This window comes from Microbulbifer sp. YPW1 (assembly GCF_013367775.1).
Lineage (GTDB): Bacteria > Pseudomonadota > Gammaproteobacteria > Pseudomonadales > Cellvibrionaceae > Microbulbifer.
In genome coordinates this window covers 1,553,601-1,573,808 of sequence record NZ_CP055157.1, presented here as the reverse complement: position 1 = coordinate 1,573,808, position 20,208 = coordinate 1,553,601, and the positions used below count along the sequence as shown (strand labels likewise).

Annotated in this window: 15 protein-coding genes; 2 read left to right on the top strand and 13 right to left on the bottom strand. The window is 59.1% G+C overall.

The annotated features are described in order from the left end of the window. Positions 1–76 precede the first annotated feature (76 nt). From HUW35_RS06650 to glmU, 5 genes are all read right to left on the bottom strand, one after another. Positions 77–838: a DeoR/GlpR family DNA-binding transcription regulator gene (locus tag HUW35_RS06650; protein WP_181254816.1), complete on the bottom strand. Its 762-nt coding sequence runs from the start codon at positions 836–838 to the stop codon at positions 77–79. Positions 839–921: 83 nt separating this feature from the next. After that, positions 922–2,121, bottom strand: a complete 1,200-nt coding sequence (locus tag HUW35_RS06645; protein WP_181255594.1) for a dihydrolipoamide acetyltransferase family protein — start codon at positions 2,119–2,121, stop codon at positions 922–924. After that, positions 2,121–3,125, bottom strand: coding sequence for an alpha-ketoacid dehydrogenase subunit beta (locus HUW35_RS06640; RefSeq protein ID WP_181254815.1), 1,005 nt, complete (start codon positions 3,123–3,125; stop codon positions 2,121–2,123). Before HUW35_RS06640 ends, HUW35_RS06645 begins: the two co-directional genes overlap by 1 nt. Then, a complete protein-coding gene (pdhA, locus tag HUW35_RS06635; RefSeq protein ID WP_181254814.1) occupies positions 3,126–4,241 on the bottom strand; it encodes a pyruvate dehydrogenase (acetyl-transferring) E1 component subunit alpha in 1,116 nt (371 codons plus the stop codon). Positions 4,242–4,380: 139 nt separating this feature from the next. Continuing rightward, entirely contained in the window at positions 4,381–5,742 is a 1,362-nt protein-coding gene (gene glmU, locus HUW35_RS06630; protein WP_181254813.1) for a bifunctional UDP-N-acetylglucosamine diphosphorylase/glucosamine-1-phosphate N-acetyltransferase GlmU, read from the bottom strand. Between the two features lie 158 nt (positions 5,743–5,900). Between glmU and HUW35_RS06625 the strand changes: the two genes are divergently transcribed. Then, complete coding sequence (locus HUW35_RS06625) at positions 5,901–6,794, top strand: cation diffusion facilitator family transporter (protein WP_181254812.1); 894 nt, start codon at positions 5,901–5,903, stop codon at positions 6,792–6,794. Between the two features lie 28 nt (positions 6,795–6,822). Here HUW35_RS06625 and HUW35_RS06620 read toward each other — a convergent pair whose 3' ends face one another. Next, on the bottom strand, positions 6,823–7,620 hold the full coding sequence (locus tag HUW35_RS06620) for a formate/nitrite transporter family protein (RefSeq protein ID WP_181254811.1): 798 nt from the start codon (positions 7,618–7,620) through the stop codon (positions 6,823–6,825). 296 nt (positions 7,621–7,916) lie between these two features. Between HUW35_RS06620 and HUW35_RS06615 the strand changes: the two genes are divergently transcribed. Next, positions 7,917–11,246 (top strand): amidohydrolase family protein, encoded by a 3,330-nt coding sequence (locus tag HUW35_RS06615; protein WP_181254810.1) that lies wholly within the window; start codon positions 7,917–7,919, stop codon positions 11,244–11,246. A 63-nt stretch (positions 11,247–11,309) separates the two neighbouring features. On the opposite strand, the gene HUW35_RS06610 is transcribed toward HUW35_RS06615, so the two are convergent. The 7 genes from HUW35_RS06610 to atpG form a co-directional block, all read right to left on the bottom strand. After that, positions 11,310–12,797, bottom strand: a complete 1,488-nt coding sequence (locus HUW35_RS06610; RefSeq protein ID WP_181254809.1) for a lipopolysaccharide assembly protein LapB — start codon at positions 12,795–12,797, stop codon at positions 11,310–11,312. Beyond that, the gene (locus HUW35_RS06605; protein ID WP_181254808.1) at positions 12,794–13,810 is read right to left on the bottom strand and encodes a patatin-like phospholipase family protein; all 1,017 of its coding nucleotides are present in this window, start codon (positions 13,808–13,810) and stop codon (positions 12,794–12,796) included. The genes HUW35_RS06610 and HUW35_RS06605 overlap by 4 nt, the downstream gene beginning before the upstream one ends. Before the next feature lie 143 nt (positions 13,811–13,953). After that, the gene (locus HUW35_RS06600) at positions 13,954–16,407 is read right to left on the bottom strand and encodes a hypothetical protein (protein WP_181254807.1); all 2,454 of its coding nucleotides are present in this window, start codon (positions 16,405–16,407) and stop codon (positions 13,954–13,956) included. Beyond that, positions 16,407–17,012: a hypothetical protein gene (locus tag HUW35_RS06595; RefSeq protein WP_181254806.1), complete on the bottom strand. Its 606-nt coding sequence runs from the start codon at positions 17,010–17,012 to the stop codon at positions 16,407–16,409. The genes HUW35_RS06600 and HUW35_RS06595 overlap by 1 nt, the downstream gene beginning before the upstream one ends. A 384-nt stretch (positions 17,013–17,396) precedes the next feature. Then, a complete protein-coding gene (locus tag HUW35_RS06590) occupies positions 17,397–17,816 on the bottom strand; it encodes a F0F1 ATP synthase subunit epsilon (RefSeq protein WP_181254805.1) in 420 nt (139 codons plus the stop codon). A 65-nt stretch (positions 17,817–17,881) separates the two neighbouring features. Next, on the bottom strand, positions 17,882–19,279 hold the full coding sequence (gene atpD, locus HUW35_RS06585) for a F0F1 ATP synthase subunit beta (protein WP_181254804.1): 1,398 nt from the start codon (positions 19,277–19,279) through the stop codon (positions 17,882–17,884). Positions 19,280–19,326: 47 nt separating this feature from the next. Beyond that, entirely contained in the window at positions 19,327–20,187 is an 861-nt protein-coding gene (gene atpG / locus HUW35_RS06580; protein ID WP_181254803.1) for a F0F1 ATP synthase subunit gamma, read from the bottom strand. Between the last annotated feature and the right edge of the window lie 21 nt (positions 20,188–20,208).

Below are 20,208 nucleotides of genomic sequence, written 5' to 3'. Positions count from 1 at the left end.
CGGACTACCGGACTTGGGCCGGTATCGGTACCTTCTCGTCATGCTGCTGTGTGTTTTACACGCTGCGTATCGTTCTTTAGTTCACTTCCGCACAGATTACGCGCAGGCCTCGGTTTTCCAGCTGCGCGCAAACCTTGTCGTCAATTCCGCTGTCGGTCACCAGGGTGCCAAACATCTCCCAGCTCAGTTCCAGGTTAGGGATTCTTCTTCCGACTTTGCTCGACTCCGCCATCACGATGACTTCGCGGGCAACGTCAGCCATCACCCGCGACAGACCGATCTGCTCGTTGAATGTGCAGGTGCCGCGCTCGAGGTCGATACCGTCGGCACCGATAAACGCCTGGTCGAAGTCGTAGCCGCGCAGCACCTGTTCAGCGACCTGTCCCTGAAAGGCTTCAAAGTGGGGATCCCAGGTGCCGCCGGTCATTAGCAGGGTGGGTTCGTTTTCCAGTTCCCGCAGCTGGTTGGCAACGTGCAGGGAATTGGTCATGACCACCAGGCCGCGTTTTTTGTCGAGCTCGGTGATCAGTCCGGTGGTGGTGCGGCCGTAGTCGATGACGATGCGGTTGTGGTCGCGGATCAGTCCGGCGGCGGCGCGGCCAATGGCACGCTTGGTGATAGAGAGCGGGTCCTCGGCAACCAGTTCCCGGGGCAGGGGGATGGCACCGCCGTGGCGGCGCAGCAGCAGGCCGCTGTCTTCCATCGCCGCCAGATCCTTTCGGATCGTAACTTCTGAGGTTTCGAACTGGCGTGCCAGTGCTTCGACACTGGCTTCGCCGGCTTCGTTGATCTGCTGCAGTATCTGATGGCGGCGCTGTTGGGTGTTGCGTTTGGACATGGCTGCTTAAGTTTCGATTCGTAACTTAAGAATAGCAAACCGAAATTTAATATCACAACCCGAATTTGGAGAAACGCATCTCACTACGAGGCGGTTTCCAGGTATTTCTTCAGTGCCTTCAGGAATCTCGCCAGTTCGCCGCCGGTAACGGCGCGGTGGTCGGCGGTGATGGACAGTGGCAGCAGTTTGCGCACCCGCGCCTTGCCTTTGTGGGGAAGCACCGCCTTGTGCGCGCGGCCGGCGCCGACAATGCATACCAGGGGTGGCACGACGATCGGGGTGGCGAAACGGCCGGCGAGGCTGCCGAAGTTGGAGAGGTGGATGGTGGCGCCCTGGAGGTCTATCTGCGGAATGGCGCCTTCTCCGGCCTGTTGCTTGAAGCGGGTGATGGTCTCCAGTATGGCTTCGTCAGACTGGGCGCCAACGTCTTGCAGTACCGGGACGAACAGGCCCTTGGGAGCATCTACCGCCAGGCCCACGTTCACCGGGGTTTTCGGTTCAAGGGTCTCGTTTTCAAAATGGGCATTCAGATTCGGCTCTTCCGCGGCGGCGTGGGCGATAGCTTTGAGCAGGCGCAGGGTGGTGCTGGTGCTTTTGGGCCAATCGGAGATATCCACCTCGTCGAACAGGGTCATGGGGCAGACCTGGTCGCGGGCGCGGTTCATGGCAATGGTCATGGCCCGGCGGGCGGGGGCGATATCTGCCGACGCGGGGGTAGACGGGGCCACTTCAGCTTCTTTTGGCGATTTTTCGCTACTTTTAGCCGGTTTTTCGCTCCATCTTGGCAGGGTTTCGCCGCGGGCGGCAGCGCGGACTTCCGCCTCGTTAAAGCGGGCGCCGGAGGGATGCAAACTATCCAGATCGACACCGAGGCGGCGGGCCAGGGCGCGCACCGCCGGGGTAGCGCAGCGGGGACGTATGGTGGTGGGACGCTGCTCGACGGCGAGGGCTTCGCTGCCCTGCTCAATCTTGCCAACGACGGTACCGCTATCGCCGGCGGGCTCTGCCGAAGACTTTCGGTCTGCCGGTATCTCGTCGGTATCCGACTCGGCTTCCGCAAAACCGATCAGCGGCTGCCCTGTTTCCAGTGTCTCACCCTCGGCGGCGAACAGGGTTTGTACGGTGCCGGCAAACGGCGAGGGGACTTCTACCAGTGCCTTGGCGGTTTCCACGCTGACCAGAACCTGGTCTGCCTTGACGGTGTCTCCCTCATCCACATGCCATTCGCGGATGACCGCATCGGGCAGTCCCTCGCCCAGGTCGGGCAACCGGAAGATCTTCATCACTCTCCCTCCCGCGCATAGTTCAGCGCGGCGCGAGCGCCGGCCAGAATTCGCTCTACACCGGGCAGGTAAGTGTTTTCCAACTGGTAATAGGGCATCACGGTGTCGTAGCCGGTTACCCGCTGGACCGGTGCCTCCAGCAGGTCGAAGGCGTATTCCTGAACCTGCGCCGCGATCTCCGCGCCGAGCCCGCCGAAGCGCGCGGCCTCGTGCACCACGACACAGCGGTGCGTCTTTTCCAGGGAGTCGATGATGGTGTGAATATCCAGGGGCTTGAGGGTAGCGGGGTCGATGACCTCCGCCTCAATACCCTCGCTGGACAGTTGCTCCGCAGCAGCGAGGGTTTCCCGCACACTGGCGCCCCAGGCAATCAGGGTGAGGTCACTGCCCTCGCGCAGGGTAAAGGCGCAGTCCAGTGGCAGCGCCTCGCCGTTGTCCGGCACTGGTTGCTTCGCCGCGCGGTAGATGCGTTTGGGCTCGAGAAACAGCACCGGATCGGGATCGCGTATCGCGGCCAGCAGCAATCCGTAGGCCCGCGCCGGGGAGGAGGGCACCACAACGCGCAAGCCGGGGATATGAGCAAACAAGGCCTCGGTGCTCTCGGAGTGATGCTCCGGCGCGTGGATACCACCGCCGTAGGGCGCGCGATACACAACAGGACAGGACAGGCGACCGCGGGTGCGGTTGCGCATGCGCGCAGCGTGATTGAGGATATGGTCGAGGCCGGGGTAGATAAAACCCATAAACTGGAACTCGGCGACCGGCCGGAGGCCCTGGGTAGCCATGCCCACGGCAATACCGGCAATCATGGTTTCCGCGAGCGGGGTATCCAGCACCCGCTCGCTTCCAAATCGGTGCTGTAAACCGTCCGTTGCCCGGAATACGCCACCGTTGGCACCAATATCCTGACCGAACACCACAACATCGCCGTCCCGCTCCAGCTCGTGGGCCAGCGCCAGGGTGACCGCCTCCACCAGAGTGATCGGCTTACTTTCCTCTCCCATCTAATTCCCCCGGTTAGCAGTTCGCACCTGCTCGTCGCGCAGCTGGTCGTACTGCTCGTAAAACGCGGCCGGCAACTGGGCATACAGGTGGTCGAAGATGGCTGTGGCCGGTTCCCGGTCGCGGGTTTCCCAGCGATCCAGCGCGGCCTCCATGATCTGCGCCAGCTCCCGATCCAGGTCCTGCTGTTTAGCATCGCTCCACAGGTCCTGGGCGCGCAAATAGGTATCCAATCGCTTGATCGGCTCCCACTGCCAGGCGTCCTCCAGTTCCTGTGCGCTGCGATAGCGACTGGCGTCATCGGCGGTGGTGTGGTCGCACAGACGGTAACTCATCGCCTCAATCAACGCCGGGCCTTCGCCCTGACGAGCCCGGGCGATAGCGTCCCGCACCGCCCAGGCGACAGCGGCAACATCGTTGCCGTCCACCTGTAGTGCCGGAATGCCAGCGGCCACGGCTTTCTGGGCGATGGTCTGGGTGCCAGTCTGCGCGGCGCGGGGCACGGAAATGGCCCACTGGTTGTTGTTGACCACAAACACCACCGGCAGCTGCCAGGCGCCGGCAAGGTTCATGGCCTCGTAGAAATCCCCCTTGGAGGTGGCGCCCTCACCGGAGCTGGCGACGGCAACCTGAAGCGGCTGATTCCTTGTCTGCTGGCGATATTTCAGGGCAAATGCGACGCCGGCCGCATGCAGTGCCTGGGTCGCGATGGGTATACAGATGGGGAGATCCCCGGGGACGTGTGTGAAATGCTGGCCGCGCTCGTCGCCGCCCCAGTTGGCGAGGATTTCCTCGATCAGCACACCGCGTTCAAGGAAGGCACCGGTTTCCCGGTAGTAGGGACAGTAAACGTCCTCTGCCGTCATGGCGTTGGCAGTGGCAACGCCAATCGCTTCCTGACCAAGGGACGAGGGATAGGTGCCGAGACGACCGGTTCGCTGGAGCTTAACCGCGCGATCGTCCACCAGACGGGCGAGCTGCATCTGGCGCAGGCAGTAGGTCAGCCAGTCGGGAGTGGCGAATTCCGGCAGTGGCTGTGTGGCCTGCCCCTGCCGGTCGATAAATTGCAGGCGGGCGATATCGAAGGAAGCCTGGAGCTGCAGGCGAGGTTTGAGCATCGGCTTGGGTTCCCTGGATTCCGATGCTTTTAGTGTAGTTGGGGGTTCTTTGCTGGCAGGACGTTACGGGGTCCGTTTTGTCAAAGTTCCGGTGCCCCACCGCCACCCAGATAGCTTCAAAGCACCCAGGCCAAGGAACTCAAGACTTCTTGGTAGGCCGCTGCCAGCCACTGATATTGCGCTGCTTACCTCGGGCCACAGCCAGTTCGTCAGCACTCACTTCACGGGTGATGGTTGAACCGGCACCGATGGTAGCCCCGGCGCCAATTTCCACCGGGGCGACCAGGGCGGAGTTGGAACCGATAAAGGCGCCATCGCCGATGGTGGTCTTGGATTTATTTACGCCGTCGTAGTTGCAGGTAATGGTGCCGGCACCAATATTGACGCCTTCACCCACCTCCGCATCGCCGATGTAGGAGAGGTGGTTTACCTTGCTGCCGAGACCGATTTTCGCCTTCTTGGTCTCAACGAAGTTCCCCACCTTGGCACCGTCTGCGAGCTCGGTACCCGGGCGCAGACGGGCGAAAGGTCCCACGGTACAGGCTTCACCCACTACCGCGTCTTCCACAATCGAATTGGCTTCCAGCACCGTACCCGCCGCCAGTGCACAGTTCTTCAGCAGGCAGTTGGGGCCGATTTTGACACCGGCGCCGAGCTTCACCTGGCCCTCGAAAATACAGTTGATATCGATACTTACATCGCTGTCGCATTCCAGCTGGCCGCGGATATCGATACGCGCCGGATCCAGCAGCGTCACCCCGGCAGCCATCAGTGCCTCTGCCTGCTCCCGCTGCAGCGCACGTTCCAGCTCTGCCTGCTGGGCGCGGCTGTTTACGCCGGCAACTTCGTCGGGATCTTCGGCGATAACGCCGGCAACCGCAATATTCTCGCTTACCGAGCGCGCTACCACGTCGGTCAGGTAGTACTCGCCCTGGGCGTTGTCGTTGGAGAGTTCCGGCAGCCACTGGGCGAGCAGGTCGCCGGGGGCAGCGAGGATACCGGTGTTGATTTCGCGGATGGTGCGGGTAGCGTCATCGGCGTCCTTTTCTTCCACGATTGCCTGCACCGCGTTGACGGTGTCGCGCACGATGCGGCCATAGCCACTGGGGTCATCCATTACCACCGACAGCAGTGCAGGGCCAGTCGCAGAGGCCTTTAGCAGGTCCTGCAGGGTTGCGGTTTTCACCAGAGGAACATCGCCGTACAACACCAGTACCGTGCTGCCCGGACGGAAATTGGGAATCGCCTGGGCCACCGCGTGGCCGGTACCCAGCTGCTCGGTCTGCTCCACAAACTGCACGCCGCTGTCGGCAAATCGCTCGCGCACCAGATCCGCACCGTGGCCGATGACCACGGTGATCGCGACATCGCCGAGTCCTTTTGCCGCATCAATCACCCGTCCCAGCATCGGTACACCGCCAATGGGGTGCAGCACCTTGGGCAGGTCAGAGCGCATACGGGTGCCTTTGCCGGCGGCGAGGATGACGATATCGATGGCCATAGAAATACCTGGTCGAACAGCTGTTTACTAAGAATGGCTGCGAATTGTGGCCACTTCACCCCGACTCCACAAGTACAGGCCGTGTTGCATAGGTAAAACGCATCTAGAATTTCGCTGATCCTATTTCTACGACACTTAGCAACGGGAATATTGAAACGATGGAAACACGCGGCTTATGGCTGTCGATTGTGGGCTGTCTGTTCATGGCGGCACTGGGCTTCGGCTTCGCCCACTGGACCGGATCCACAGCAATCTTTCTGGACGGTGTTTTCTCACTGGTGAGCTTCGTCATGTCGCTGATGATGCTGGTGGTATCGCGACTGATCCGTCGCGGTGCGGACCGGCGCTTTCCGTTCGGCTATGCCAGCTTTGAGCCCGCTTTCAACGTGCTCCAGAGCATGGTGATACTGGGTGTAATGGTGATGGCACTGTCTTCGGCGATAGCCGCCCTGTATCAGGACGGGCGAAATCTGGATGCGGGAATAGCGACGATTTACGCCGCCATCGCCAGTAGCGGTTGTCTCGCCGTCTTTTTGGTGCTGCGGCGTATTGCCAGGCACACGGGCTCAACGCTGATAGAAGTAGACGCGTTTGCCTGGATGATGGACGGCGTGCTCAGTGGTGTGGTGCTTATCGCGTTCACCCTGGTGTGGCTGTTTGGCGAAGCGCTGGGGGACCAGTTGCCATATGTGGATTCTTGGATGGTGATCATCATGGTGATGGTGATGTTGCCGGTTCCGCTGCGCATTCTGATCCGCAACCTGATGGAAGTCCTGCTGGCAGCACCGCCGATCGACGTACAGCGAAAAATCCGGCGCGCGTTTCGCGATGCCATGCACGATATCCCGGGGGAGGAATGGTCGCTCAGCATCACCAAGATCGGTCGCTCGGTGTATTTGCACGCGCGTATTTTACTGGGTGAGGGGCACCGCAGTGCCGGTATCGAGCAGGCGGATGCCTGGCGGGAACAGCTCACCGAGCGCATGGCGGAGTTCGTTGCTGAACAGGAGTTCGACGTGGTATTCACCACCGATGCATCTTACATCGGCTAGATCCGCTGCAGCAGCCCGATGCCCGGGGCTATCTGTGGTTGGCGATATAGCTGTATTTCACCCGACCGACAAATATCGCCCCGCCAATGGTGTTGCCGACGGTGGCAATCGCAAGAAAGGTAGCGACATCCGCAAACCCTACATCGGTACCCTCGGCAAACCAGGCGCAGAACATCGCCACCGCACCCGCAATACAATGCGCGAGACCACCGAGCCCGATCACAAAGGTAATCAGGGCTACCGCGACAATGCGACTGATAGTTTCGGTAGAAGAGGCCACCATCCAGCCGAGCAACCCCATCAACCATCCGGCGAAGATAGCCCCCATGAATTGGCCACCACCGTAGTCCGCCATCATCTTTCCGCTGTAATAAGCAAACACGGATTCATCAAAGCGTTCGGTCATCCCCACAAACTGTACAAACAGCAAACTGAACAGTGCGGCACCCGCCAGGTTTCCGCTATAGATGATGCCCCATACGCGCAACAATTCAGGTACCGATTTGCGCCCGTCGAAGACGGGCAAAATCGCGAGGGTGGTGTGCTCGGTAAACAAGTCGGCGCGACCGATAATCACCAGGATAAAACCGATCGGATAACTCATCGCCACCAGCAGGTACATCAGTTCCGGTGAAACAGAACCGTGGAAATGACTGTAAAACGCGGCGATCAGAAAGAAACTGAAGCCGATTTCCAGACCCGCGGCGAGCGACGACAGAAACAGGGAGCGGTTGCTGCGCCCGTACTCTTTCAGGCTCTCATCCATTTGCTCCTGCAGAATCTTGCTATCGGTCTTGGGGCGGTCATGGTGATCTGCGTGGCTCATGGGTTTACCGGAAGTTGACGGGTGCCCGATTGCAACACCTCAACCCTCAGTCTAGCCGGTCTATTCCGGCGGCTCGCACAGGGTCTACCCCCGGAAAGGCAGAGATAAATTCTGTGCCGATACCCCCCAACACTGCGCCGTACGCCGATTCCCCACCAGTCCCGAAGTTTTCGCCATTCGGCGCAGATTCGTTGCCTTTTGCGGCCTTTCGGGTAGTTTGATTCGAAAGATACACACTGCGGTCGCCACAAGCGTCTGCAACATCATAACGATAACCCCATACCAGGGAGCCACTCATGATTGATAAGACCAAGGTCAGCAAACTCGCGCGCCTGATCGGCGGTGCGGGTCTCGCCCTGACCCTGCCCCTAGCCGCCGTTGCGGAAGACGCCAAAAAAGAGGCGGACAAGTGGGATGTGAACAAGCCACCCTACGAGTTCAAATCCATTCCCCTGGATACCCGCGAGACCACCTGGAGCAACCTGGATATCAGTCCCGATGGCAAAACCATCATCTTCGATATGCTGGGTGATATTTACGAAATGCCGGTAACTGGCGGCGAAGCCAGGGCCATCACCAGCGAAATCGCGTGGAATACCCAGCCGCGCTTCAGCCCCGACGGCAAGTCGATCGTGTTCGTGAGCGACCGCGACGGCGCCGACAACATCTGGCTGATGGACCGCAATGGCGAGAACCTGCGCCAGTTGACCACCGAGCGCGAAAACCTGGTACACGCCCCCAGTTTCAGCCCCGACGGCCAGTACCTGGTGGCGCGCAAGGGCTTCATGTCCGGCCGCAGTATCCCCGCCGGCGAAATCTGGATGTACCACTACGGCGGGGGTGAAGGCCGCCAGATCAAGGCGCGCCTCGGCGGCGATATTGCACAGAAGAATATCTCCGATGCGGTGTTCTCCGCGGACGGCCGCTACATCTATTACGCCATCGACACCACCCCGGGGACCGTGTGGGAGTACAACAAGAACTCCACCCAGCAGATCTTTGCCATCAACCGCTACGACCTGGAGGACGGCAAGGAAGAGACCTTTATCTCCGGCCCCGGCGGCGCCATCGCCCCGGTTCCGTCCCCCGACGGCGAGCAACTGGCGTTTATCCGCCGTCAGGACGACCAGACCTCCCTGTTTGTAAAAGACCTCACCAGCGGTCTGGAAAAGCCGATCTACTCCGGTCTCGAGCGCGACCTGCAGGAAACGTTCGGCTCCCACGGCAACTATGTGCAATACGACTGGATGCCCGACGGAAAATCCCTGATCGTGTGGAGCGGCGGTAAATTCCTGCGTATCAACGCGGACGGCAGCAGCCTGGAGCGCGGCGCACGGGAAATCGTTGCACACATCAAGACCGAGAAAAAAATCGCCGATGCGGTGCGTTTTCCGGTAGACGTAGCCCCGGATGCATTCGACGTGAAGATGATCCGCTGGGCACAGAAGTCACCAGACGGCAAACAGATTGCCTTCCAGGCTTTGGGCAAGATTTACGTTCAGGACGCAAACAGCGGCGAACGTCGCCGATTGACCCGTCAGGATGAGCACTTTGAGTTCTTTCCCAGCTGGTCCCGGGACGGCAAGCAGATCACCTATGTAACCTGGGACGATGAAGACCTCGGTCAGGTGCGTGTGGTGTCCGCACGCAACGGTCGCGGTAAGACCATCACCCGCGAACCCGGGCTTTATGTGGAGCCGAGCTTCTCCCCGGATGGCGAAACCGTGGCCTTCCGTCGCTTTACCGGTGGTTACCTGCTGAGCCCGGAATACTCCCTGGAGCCGGGCATCTACCTCGCGGACGCAGGCGGTGACTGGCAGCGCCGCATCGCCAAATCCGGCTACGAGCCGCATTTTGGTGCCGACGGCGAGCGCATCTATTTCTCCGAATACATCTACGGCGACGGTGGCAAACGGGTGTTCAAGAGCGTCGACACCCGCGGCAAGGACGAGCGCGAGCACCTGCATGGCGCCGAGATCACCTCATTCCGCCTGTCCCCGGACGGGCGCTGGGTGGCCTTCACCCAGGACTTCAAGGCGTTTGCCGCACCGTTTATGCACACCGGCAAATCCGAGTCCATCGGTCCCAAAGCCAGCGCGGTGAAGGTCACCCAGGTGTCCAAGCAGGCGGGCGAGAACCTGCACTGGTCCGCCGACAGCCAGACCCTGGGCTGGTCCCACGGCCCCAAGCTGTACGAGCGCAAACTCAAGGAAGCATTTGATTTTGTCGCCGGCGCGCCGGAACAGCTGCCGGAGCCGGTCAGTGAGGGTATCGACCTCGGTTTCAAACAGCAATTCGCCAACAGCGGCAAACTGGTAGCCCTGACCGGGGGCACCGTGGTGACCATGCGCGATGCGGAAACCGCGCAGGAAGTCATCGAAAACGGCGTGGTGCTGTTCCGCGGCAACCGCATCGTCGCAGTGGGCTCCGCCGGTGAGGTGGAAATTCCCGCGGGCGCCCAGCGCATCGATGTCACCGGCAAGACCGTATTGCCGGGCCTCGTTGACGCTCACGCCCACGGCGCCCAGGGGCGCGAGGAAATCATCCCGCAGCAGAACTGGAACCTGTATTCCAGCCTGGCGTTCGGGGTGACCACCATTCACGACCCATCCAACGACAGCAGCGAGATCTTCTCCGCCGCGGAAATGCAGAAGGCCGGCATCATCGATGGCCCGCGCATCTTCTCCACCGGCACCATCCTTTACGGTGCCAAGGGCCCCGGCTACAAGGCCAAGATCAACAGCCTCGAAGACGCCGAGTTCCATGTGGGCCGCCTCAAGGAAATGGGCGCGATCTCCGTAAAGAGCTACAACCAGCCGCGTCGCGAGCAGCGCCAGCAGGTGCTGGAAGCGGGTCGCAAGCTCGGCTTGATGGTGGTTCCGGAAGGCGGCGGTAAGTACCAGCACAACATGAATATGATTGTGGATGGCCACACCGGGGTAGAACACTCTCTGCCCATCGCCAATATCTACTCCGACGTGGAACAGCTGTGGGGCCAGACCAGCGTCGGCTACACCCCGACCTTTGTGGTGGCTTATGGCGGTCTCTCCGGTGAGCACTACTGGTACGACCGCACCGAGGTGTGGAAGAACGAGCGCCTGACGCGCTACACCCCGGACTTTATCGTCAACCCCCGTTCCATCCGTCGCCCCACGGCGCCGGACCACCACTACAACCATGTGGACGTGGCCCACCACGCTAAACAGCTGCGCGAAAAAGGCGTCACTGTACATATCGGTGCCCACGGCCAGCGTGAAGGCCTCGGCGCCCACTGGGAGCTGTGGATGATGGAGCAGGGGGGTTTCACCCCGTGGGAGGCGTTCCGCGCCGGCACCATCGACGGCGCTCGCTACCTGGGTATGGATAAAGACATCGGCAGCCTGGAAGCCGGCAAACTGGCGGATATCATCGTGGTGGATGGCAACCCGCTGGAGAACCTGCGTCTGTCCGAGCAGGTGAAGTACACCGTGATCAACGGCAAGGTGTTTGATGCAGCCACCATGAACGAAGTGAACGGAGACGAGCGCCTGGCGTTCTTCCATGAACGCCTGCCGGTGAGCGCCATGCCCACGCCCACCGCTGAAGCGATTCAGGAAAAGCAGCAGCGTCACCACTGGGTGCACTGATTTCGCTATCCGCAATCGATAGCAGTACCCAAACGAAAAACCCGCGAGTTATCGCGGGTTTTTTTATTGGTCTTTGCTGAAGCGGGCGGGCTGTAGAAGATCTTGCGCGCGGGAACGCAGTTCATCGGAATGGCTCCAGGCAATTACCCGCTCCAGATACGCGCGCGCCTCGGCATGGCGATCGAGATGCGCGAGATAAAACCCGATCGCCGCATTCAGGTTGAGGTGATTGGGTTCCTGCTGATAGGCACTCAGCATAATTTGCAGTGCCGGCTCGCTTTCCCGTTTTAATTGATAAACGGTCCACAGGGTGCGATACGCCGGCAAATAGTCCGGCCCCGCCTGCACCGCGATTTTTGCGTATTTTCTTGCCGCTGCGTAGTCGTCGTCATCCCAGTGCCGGGTCAGGGTCAATGACTGCAGTCTCAGCAGGTAAAAGCGGGCCAGGTTTGCTGCGGTAAGGTGGCTGACCATCCCATATTCACCGATATCCTGCGCAACCTTTTCGCCGAATTTGAAGTCTTTCTGCTCAGCGCGCAGCACCGCCATGGCGGTGAGGTTTTCCTGCCAGCCCAGATCGTGTTTTTTGCTCTGCTGCAGATAGTCCATGGCCAACTGTACTCGGCCAAATTCCATTGCCTCGCTCGCAAGCAGGAACAGGTGTTCGTTGTCGGTAACGGCGCGACGGGGTATCGAATAGGAGTAGTCGGCAATGTCCAGCTTGTGACGCAGGATGTCATCGCGCATATACGCACGTATTTCTGCCTGCATTTCCCGCACACTTTTATTGAAATGCTCTTCGAAGATTTTTACCGGATCATCGCCGGCGGCGACCGCCTTCAAGTAACTTTCACTGGCTGCCCGGTAATCCGGGTGTCCCGCATGGTGCCCCAGTTGCAGGTAATGGGTCAGCAGCCAGGCGCTGGCATAGTAGTTGTTCCAGTAACGGCCACTACCAGCGTCATCAGATGCACTGATTGATGGCGGATGCAGAAGCTGTTCGATGGTGAGCGGTTCCTCGCTGGCCCAGGCACTCAGACGCCACTCGGGAATACCGCCGACCACGACCGAATTTTTTTGCAACTCCGCGCTCGCCAGCAACTCGGCGAACCCTTCCGAATACCAGCGCGGATAGGTCATTCCACTGTGCTCGCGCATCAGGTGGTGTACATATTCGTGAAAAATCAGCCCGGAACCGCTAATCCCGTGATCGCCATCGCGGGAAAAGATAACCGGGCCCCGCCAGGTTTCCCGGTAAAAGCCGGCGACTTTGCGATCGCCGGAAAATTTTTCGAACTCGCCCGAATTGCGGAAATGGAAAACCCGCAGGTTGCGGTTTTCCGGGATCTCCTCCAGTCCGGTAAAAGCGAGCGCGGTGCGGCGAAAACGCTCCAGGTCGCGCATTAGCGCGTTAACCCTTGGCTCGGGCACATCGGAATAAACGGTGAAATTTTCAGACTGGTATTCAAACCATGCGCGGTCACCGCTTACGGCGGAATGGGACAAGATCAGTGCGACAGCGGCAGCCAGTGCGCGAATGAGACGGTTCACTTTCGGTACACCATATCCTCTATCCAGGTGCGCAAGCGACGGGCTTCGGTTTCCCCCAGCTCGATCGCCTCTCCGGCGCGGGCATATTCATTGCCGCCGATGGAACCGACTTTCGGCATGATCAGTACATCCGGTGGCGATCCCATCATGCGCGTGCGCTTGTGGCGACGCTCGAGAATCTCCATGGCCTGACGCATGGTGTCGAACATGCCGGGCGGTGTAGCCCGCGCCTCCCGACGGGAGCGCAGGCTGTTCAGCTGTTCCCGTCCCTGTTCCACCAGGCGGGTAAAACTGCTGGCAACGCCAGGGTCTTCGCTGTGCGCATCATTCTCCGGCTCCAGGCGGGCGATCTCCTCGCTTTCGACCTCCAGAGCCAACTCCTCGGCAGACGAAGAACGTGTACTGATGACACTGCGCACCTCGCCCTGTTCTCGCTTACCACGGGGCGCCGCATCTTCGGTCACATCCACCGCGATTACAGTGGTAGCGCCCATTGCACGACACACATCCACCGGCACAGGGTTCACCACCGCGCCATCTACCAGCCAACGCCCCGCCAGGGATTTGGGCGACAACAGACCCGGAATGGAGCAGGAGGCACTGACCGCATCCTGCAGGTTGCCCTGTTGCAGCCAGATTTCCTGGCCGCTGTGCAGGTCGGTGGCCACAGCAGTGAAGGGCAGGGGAAGCTCCTCAATATCCGTGAACTCAAAGTCCTCAAAAAAGGTGCGAAATGGTTTGATGCCACCGATCACGCCGCCGCTGAGCGACCAGTTGATATCCAGCAGGGAAAATACTTTCCAGTTATCCAGCTGACGCACCCAGTCTTCCATCTTGTCCAGGCACCCTGCGGCGTAGGCCGCACCCACAAATGCACCCATGGAGGTACCCGCGACAACACTCGGGCGAATACCCATTTCATCCAGTACTTTGAGCACACCTATATGGGCAAACCCTTTGGCAGCACCGCTGCCCAGAGCGAGACCGATTACCGGTTGATCAGAAGATTGCACTCGTTCGACTCCAAATTGCGCAGAGTAGATTTACAGCTCGCTAGCAAACCATATAGACAACAAAAAAGCAGCCTAAGCTGCTTTGTTCGGGCACAAAAAAGCCCGCCGTGAAGGCGGGCTTTTCTTTAGGTGACTGACGTCAATCAGTCGTTGAGGTGTGCACAGCGGCCGAATTCGGCGCCATTCTTGACCTCGGCAATCAGCTGTTTCGGGAAGCTGACTTCTCGATCCCGCCCATTTTCACACACGAAGGCGGTTTCCATATTGATATCGAAAGTAATGGTGGCACCAGCCAGGTTACCCATCATTTCCGAACCGTCGCCACTCAGTGCCAGCGGGTTGTCCGCCGGATACTGGGACGCCTCAACCACGCCCTGCTTGGCGAAGAAGTCGCGGGTGTTGATCCAGCCGATACCTTCCAGGTAGACCCCGCCGATAAAGCCGGTGAAGTAGCCGCCGGCGCGACCGACGATCACTGAACCGTCGTCGTTCATGTCGGTGGGCATGACCGGGATAGGGCCAAAATAGCTCTGTACGAAGTCCGGACCGTAGATCGGGTTGGTGCACAGATTACCCAGGAAGAAATGGTTGTAGTCCATATCCTCACACCAGGTCAGGCCACCCAGATCTTCCAGCTCATCGGTCTTGGTATTCCACAGCTTGACGCCGGTATCGGTGTCGATCGCAACGATGCCACCGTCGCGCGTCATTGCGGTGGCGTTTTTGGCGCCGAACTCGGTGTAGATATCGCGGAATTCACCATTGACCCAGGCCACCTGCTTGTAGGTGCTGGAACCGGTGATCACACTGCCATCGCCGGACACGCGATCCGCGCGCACCCACTGCACGAAACCGGGGAGATCGTAGGGAAGCTCCTCGATATTGCCGTGCTTGTCCCATTTGACAGGCACCATTTCACCGGCACCAGAGCGCTGGCAGATACCGTCGCCATCCACATCCTTGTAGCCAAGACCGACCATGACTTCGCCACTGTCGTCCATATCCCACACCGCTGCGGACTGGGTGCCCAGTGAACCAGAACCACCACAGGTGTTGCCATTCAGATCCTGCATTGGTTCTAGTTTGTGGCTAAGCAGGTCCCACATTGCCGGCTCGCGGATGCCGTTATTATCCAGGTCTGCAGTAATCACGGCCTTGGTGGCATTTTTGTTCATCTTGCCGCCGTTGGTACGCACATCCACATTCGGGTGCAAGGCATAGCTCTTCTGTACCGAGTCATAAACAAACGGAATGCCGTTGCCCACGATACCGAAGGCCTTCTTGCCGTTTTTGGCCAGGTCGGTAACAAACGCTTCTACCAGTGGTGTGTACTGGATGCCATCCTGATAACCGTTAAAGTACATATCGGTCTGTTTGGTTTCACCGGCCTGGACGGTAATCGGGGTGAAATTACAGGCGCGGTCCTCACCCGGGTTGGTGCTTTCACCGGCATTCCAGTACTCGGCCTCGGACACAATGGCGGTCGGGCGAGTGGGGTAGCCGCCGGCCTTGATGGTGTCGGTATACAGTACGTAGCGGGCGCCCGGCTGCAGACCGTTGATGGTAAAGGTGCCGTCCGGACCGACCATACCCTGGGTCATGTTGCCGGACTGCTGGGTGATCACGTCGTACATCGGGTTGTCGATGTTACGCGCCACCATATTGATGCCGGAGTATTCACTGACACCGTCTTTCAGATACAGCTTGCCAGTGATGGAACCGTACTGGGTTTTGTACGCGTCGGTGGGGTACAGGTCGGAAATATTGACGATGTCATCGCGTACGCTGATGCTCGCCTGCTGACGTCCTGCCTCGCCGCGTACATTGATGAACGGGAACATGGTTTCGATGGTGTCCGCGGACGGAACCTGTGAACCATTGAACACATTCGCAGTGTCACACCCGGGTACGCCGTCGTAGTAAGGGCGATAGCCTGCGGCCATGTAGCTGAAGTGTCCGTTTGCCTGGGAGTGCGACATATTCATGGCGTGACCGAACTCGTGGGTGAATACACCGGCCACCTTTTCACCCTCGGTATCACTGACGTCTACAAACCAGCCATTCATCAGCGCGGTGGCTTCGGTAATCTCACCGGTCTCTTCGTCCGCCCACTCGGGGAAGGCAATACCCAGCACCTGGTTTTTCGGCACACCAAAATACTGTTCGAGAATCTGGCCATCGGTGTCGTAGTTGACCCAGAAACCGTAGCCGTTCTCCTTCGAGTAGATTTCGCCAACATTGGTTTCGTTGACGTCGGCGATACCGGTCTGCTGTTCGATGGTGCCCTGGATGGTCATCGACAGGGTAGAGGTTTCAACATTGGTCCACTCGGCGATCGCCTTGGCGGTAACCGCATTGGCCTGTTCGATGGTCAGGAAAACAGTTCCATCGTAGTTCACGGTAAACGCAGGCGCCTGGCCACCGTCGGCGGTGGGGGTCATTGGGCCGCCGTCGGTGTATACCGGAATATCCCCCTTGGAAGTATCCCACTTGTACGGCTGCATGGTCGGCTCGTGGATATACAGCGGACCACCAGCCTGGGCACCGGCGGAAGCGAGAGCCAGGGCCATCGCGATATTGAGCTTTTTCATTTTCATTATTTGCCCTCCTCAACCAGTTTGCCCACCAGACCAACGAAAGTGGCCGCACTAATAGCGCCCGGATTGGTAACCATGTTCTGTTCTTCGGCGGACAGGCTCGACGTGTCCATGCCCTCAAACAGGCCGTGGTTGTTGAAGGCGTTAGTGGCTTTGTCGTTGCTCACAATGAACTTGCCCTGAGCCATACCTGTGGTGGTCTGGAAGCCGGTCATTTCTGCTTTTTTGTACATGAATGCAACGACTTGCTCACCCTCGTTCCACTTGGCGAAGCCTTCCGGGGTAACACCCAGATAGACTTTTCCGTTACCCATGGAGCGCGGCTTGATCAGGCCGAACTGACGGAAAGTGTATTCACTGTCTTCTTTGACTTTGCCCTTTGCATCACTGCCTACGCGAATGGTGACTTCGGTGTAGGGCGCGCCGTTCTGGAAACCATCGGTGACACTGCTCACCTGACCAATGATGATGCTCTCGGAAGTGGCAACCAGCTGTTCCAGGTTTTGTTGTTTGATTTTCATGGCGTGCGCGGAGACGGACAGCAGAGCTGCGACCGTCAGCGTCGCCAGTAGGGATATGCGCGAGAAAATTTTCGCGAGTGGCATGAAGGCCTCCTGACTGGGTTATTTTTATTTCAGGGCCGCTCTAGCGGTACTGCCGAGCGACGCCAGGCCTTCAAATAGAGCACAAGTATTTTCACCACGGAGTAACACTATGTAACAGAGACACCGCAGGTAATTTTGGTCATTTACACCGGTTACCGCGGGTGATCCCCATCATGACGGGGGCTTCAGGGCAGGGGAGGTGGTTGCGAGAAAAGTCGAACGACGAGTCTGTGACACTTGAGAGGGCAAGCAGATTCTGCTTTTGCGACACAGGGCGCAAAGTGAGTGTGTGTTGCGAGCGGTTTGCTTTGTGAAGTTTTGTCAGCCGGAAATAAAAAAAAGCAGCCGAAGCTGCTTTTTTCGATTCCAGCACGGTGGCGGGAATTATTTGCCGGCTGCCCTGCGGATTGCCTGCAGGGTACGCAGACGCGCTTCGGCTTCGGCCAGTTGCGCGGAAACGCGGGTGTAGTCGATTTCCGCCGGGGCACTGCGCAGGGCGTGTTCCGCCTCTTCACGTGCTTTTCTGGCTGCATCTTCGTCGATTTCGCGCTCGGCGAGATCGGCGAGGATGGTAACCATGTTCGGCTGGATTTCGGCATAGCCACCGCTCAGGAACAGCACCTCTTCCTCACCATCATCTTTGATGATGCGAACCGGGCCAGGCTTGAGATGGGTCAGCAGCTGTGCGTGGCCGTAGGAGATACCGAGTTCCCCTTCCACGCCGCTGACGATCACCATCTTCACCAGGCCGGAGAAGAGGGATTCCTCTGCGCTAACGATGTCGCAATGTACGGTCATAGCCATAAGGCTACCTCATTCTCAGCTGTTTGCCTCATAGCGCCCAAAAATTTGGGCGCTACACGCGTGCCTTACTTCTTGTTGGCTTTCTCGACGGCTTCGTCGATGGTGCCGACCATGTAGAAGGCCTGCTCCGGCAGGTGGTCGTAATCACCGTTCAGGATGCCCTGGAAACCGCGGATGGTTTCTTTCAGGGAAACGTATTTGCCCGGTGCACCGGTAAATACTTCCGCAACGTGGAACGGCTGAGACAGGAAGCGCTCGATCTTACGCGCGCGGGCTACGATCTGCTTGTCTTCTTCAGACAGCTCGTCCATACCCAGAATCGCGATGATGTCCTTCAGCTCCTTGTAGCGCTGCAGAACGCTCTGTACGCCACGGGCACACTCGTAGTGCTCCTGACCGATTACCAGCGGATCCAGCTGACGGGAGGTGGAATCCAGCGGGTCAACGGCCGGGTAGATACCCTTGGCAGCGATATCACGACTCAGTACTACAGTGGAGTCCAGGTGCGCGAAGGTGGTCGCCGGAGACGGGTCAGTCAAGTCATCCGCCGGTACGTATACCGCCTGGATAGAGGTGATGGAGCCGGTCTTGGTGGAGGTAATACGCTCCTGCAGAACGCCCATCTCTTCCGCCAGGGTCGGCTGGTAACCTACCGCAGACGGCATACGGCCGAGCAGTGCGGATACTTCGGTACCGGCCAGGGTGTAACGGTAGATGTTATCGACGAACAGCAGTACGTCACGACCTTCGTCACGGAACTTCTCGGCCATGGTCAGGCCGGTCAGGGCTACACGCAGACGGTTGCCGGGCGGCTCATTCATCTGGCCGTAAACCATCGCTACCTTGGACTTGGAAAACTCTTCGACGTTTACAACGCCGGCTTCCTGCATCTCGTGGTAGAAGTCGTTACCTTCACGAGTACGCTCACCCACACCCGCGAACACGGACAGACCGCTGTGCTCGGTGGCGATGTTGTTGATGAGCTCCATCATGTTTACGGTTTTACCTACACCGGCACCACCGAACAGACCAACTTTACCACCCTTGGCGAACGGACATACCAGGTCGATTACCTTGATGCCGGTCTCCAGCAGTTCAGTGGAGCTGGACTGCTCTTCATAGGTCGGCGCAGCGCGGTGGATAGAGGCGCGCTCTTTCTCACCGATAGGGCCACACTCGTCGATAGGGTTGCCCAGTACGTCCATGATCCGGCCCAGGGTCTCGGTACCTACCGGTACGGAAACCGGCGCACCGGTGTTCTTTACTGGCAGACCGCGGGAGATACCCTCGGAAGAACCCATGGCGATGGCACGCACGATGCCGTCGCCCAGCTGCTGCTGCACTTCCATGGTGAGGTTCTTGTCCTCTACCACGAGTGCATCGTATACATTCGGTACGGCGTCGCGCGGGAATTCCACGTCGATGACCGCGCCGATAACTTGCACAATTTGCCCGTTACTCATTTCCCGATCCTCAAAGTTCAAATCTTTCTGCGGGTGTCTGACGAGGGTCAGACTGCCGCGGCGCCGCCAACAATCTCAGACAGCTCTTGGGTAATCGCTGCCTGGCGCGCCTTGTTGTAAACCAGCTGCAGTGCGTCGATCAGCTCACCGGCGTTGTCGGTGGCGCTCTTCATCGCAATCATACGTGCAGCCTGTTCACAGGCCTTGTTTTCAACTACTGCCTGGTACACCTGGGATTCGATGTAGCGAGTCAGCAGGCCGTCGAGAAGCTCGACCGGCTCCGGCTCGTACAGGTAGTCCCACTCGTGCTGCAGTTGCTCGTCTTCGTCTTTTTTCAACGGAAGCAGCTGCTGAATCTGCGGCTTCTGGGTCATGGTGTTCACGAATTCGTTGGACACCAGGAAAAGACGGTCGATGTCGCCACTGGCGAAACGATCGAGCATTACCTTGACGGAGCCGATCAGCTGCTTGGCCTGGGGCTGGTCGCCCAGGTCGCGCACCGCTGCTACGACGTTACCGCCGATGTTGTTGAAGAAGCTGGCCGCTTTGTTGCCAACTGCGCAGATGTCCACGCCCACGCCCTGTTGATCCCAGGACTGCATATCGCGGATAGCCGCCTTGAACACGTTGATGTTCAGGCCGCCACAGAGACCGCGGTCGGTGGATACCAGGATGTACCCCACGCGCTTAACTTCGCGCTCCTGCAGGTAGATGTGCTGGTATTCCGCGTTGGCGTTGGCCACGTGGCCAATCACCGCGCGAATGCGGCTTGCGTAAGGGCGCCCCAGTGCCATGCGATCCTGAGCCTTGCGCATCTTGCTCGCCGCAACCATTTCCATGGCCGAGGTGATCTTTTGCGTGCTCTTGATGCTGGCAATTTTTGTGCGTACTTCTTTTCCGCCTGCCATAGTCAGTTACCTTTTTGCCGG

Bases quoted from the DNA above. Each gene is read 5' to 3' on its own strand.
- HUW35_RS06650 (WP_181254816.1), bottom strand. From the start codon at position 838: ATGTCCAAACGCAACACCCAACAGCGCCGCCATCAGATACTGCAGCAG.
- HUW35_RS06645 (WP_181255594.1), bottom strand. From the start codon at position 2,121: ATGAAGATCTTCCGGTTGCCCGACCTGGGCGAGGGACTGCCCGATGCG.
- HUW35_RS06640 (WP_181254815.1), bottom strand. From the start codon at position 3,125: ATGGGAGAGGAAAGTAAGCCGATCACTCTGGTGGAGGCGGTCACCCTG.
- pdhA (WP_181254814.1), bottom strand. From the start codon at position 4,241: ATGCTCAAACCTCGCCTGCAGCTCCAGGCTTCCTTCGATATCGCCCGC.
- glmU (WP_181254813.1), bottom strand. From the start codon at position 5,742: ATGGCCATCGATATCGTCATCCTCGCCGCCGGCAAAGGCACCCGTATG.
- HUW35_RS06625 (WP_181254812.1), top strand. From the start codon at position 5,901: ATGGAAACACGCGGCTTATGGCTGTCGATTGTGGGCTGTCTGTTCATG.
- HUW35_RS06620 (WP_181254811.1), bottom strand. From the start codon at position 7,620: ATGAGCCACGCAGATCACCATGACCGCCCCAAGACCGATAGCAAGATT.
- HUW35_RS06615 (WP_181254810.1), top strand. From the start codon at position 7,917: ATGATTGATAAGACCAAGGTCAGCAAACTCGCGCGCCTGATCGGCGGT.
- HUW35_RS06600 (WP_181254807.1), bottom strand. From the start codon at position 16,407: ATGAAAATGAAAAAGCTCAATATCGCGATGGCCCTGGCTCTCGCTTCC.
- HUW35_RS06595 (WP_181254806.1), bottom strand. From the start codon at position 17,012: ATGCCACTCGCGAAAATTTTCTCGCGCATATCCCTACTGGCGACGCTG.
- HUW35_RS06590 (WP_181254805.1), bottom strand. From the start codon at position 17,816: ATGGCTATGACCGTACATTGCGACATCGTTAGCGCAGAGGAATCCCTC.
- atpD (WP_181254804.1), bottom strand. From the start codon at position 19,279: ATGAGTAACGGGCAAATTGTGCAAGTTATCGGCGCGGTCATCGACGTG.
- atpG (WP_181254803.1), bottom strand. From the start codon at position 20,187: ATGGCAGGCGGAAAAGAAGTACGCACAAAAATTGCCAGCATCAAGAGC.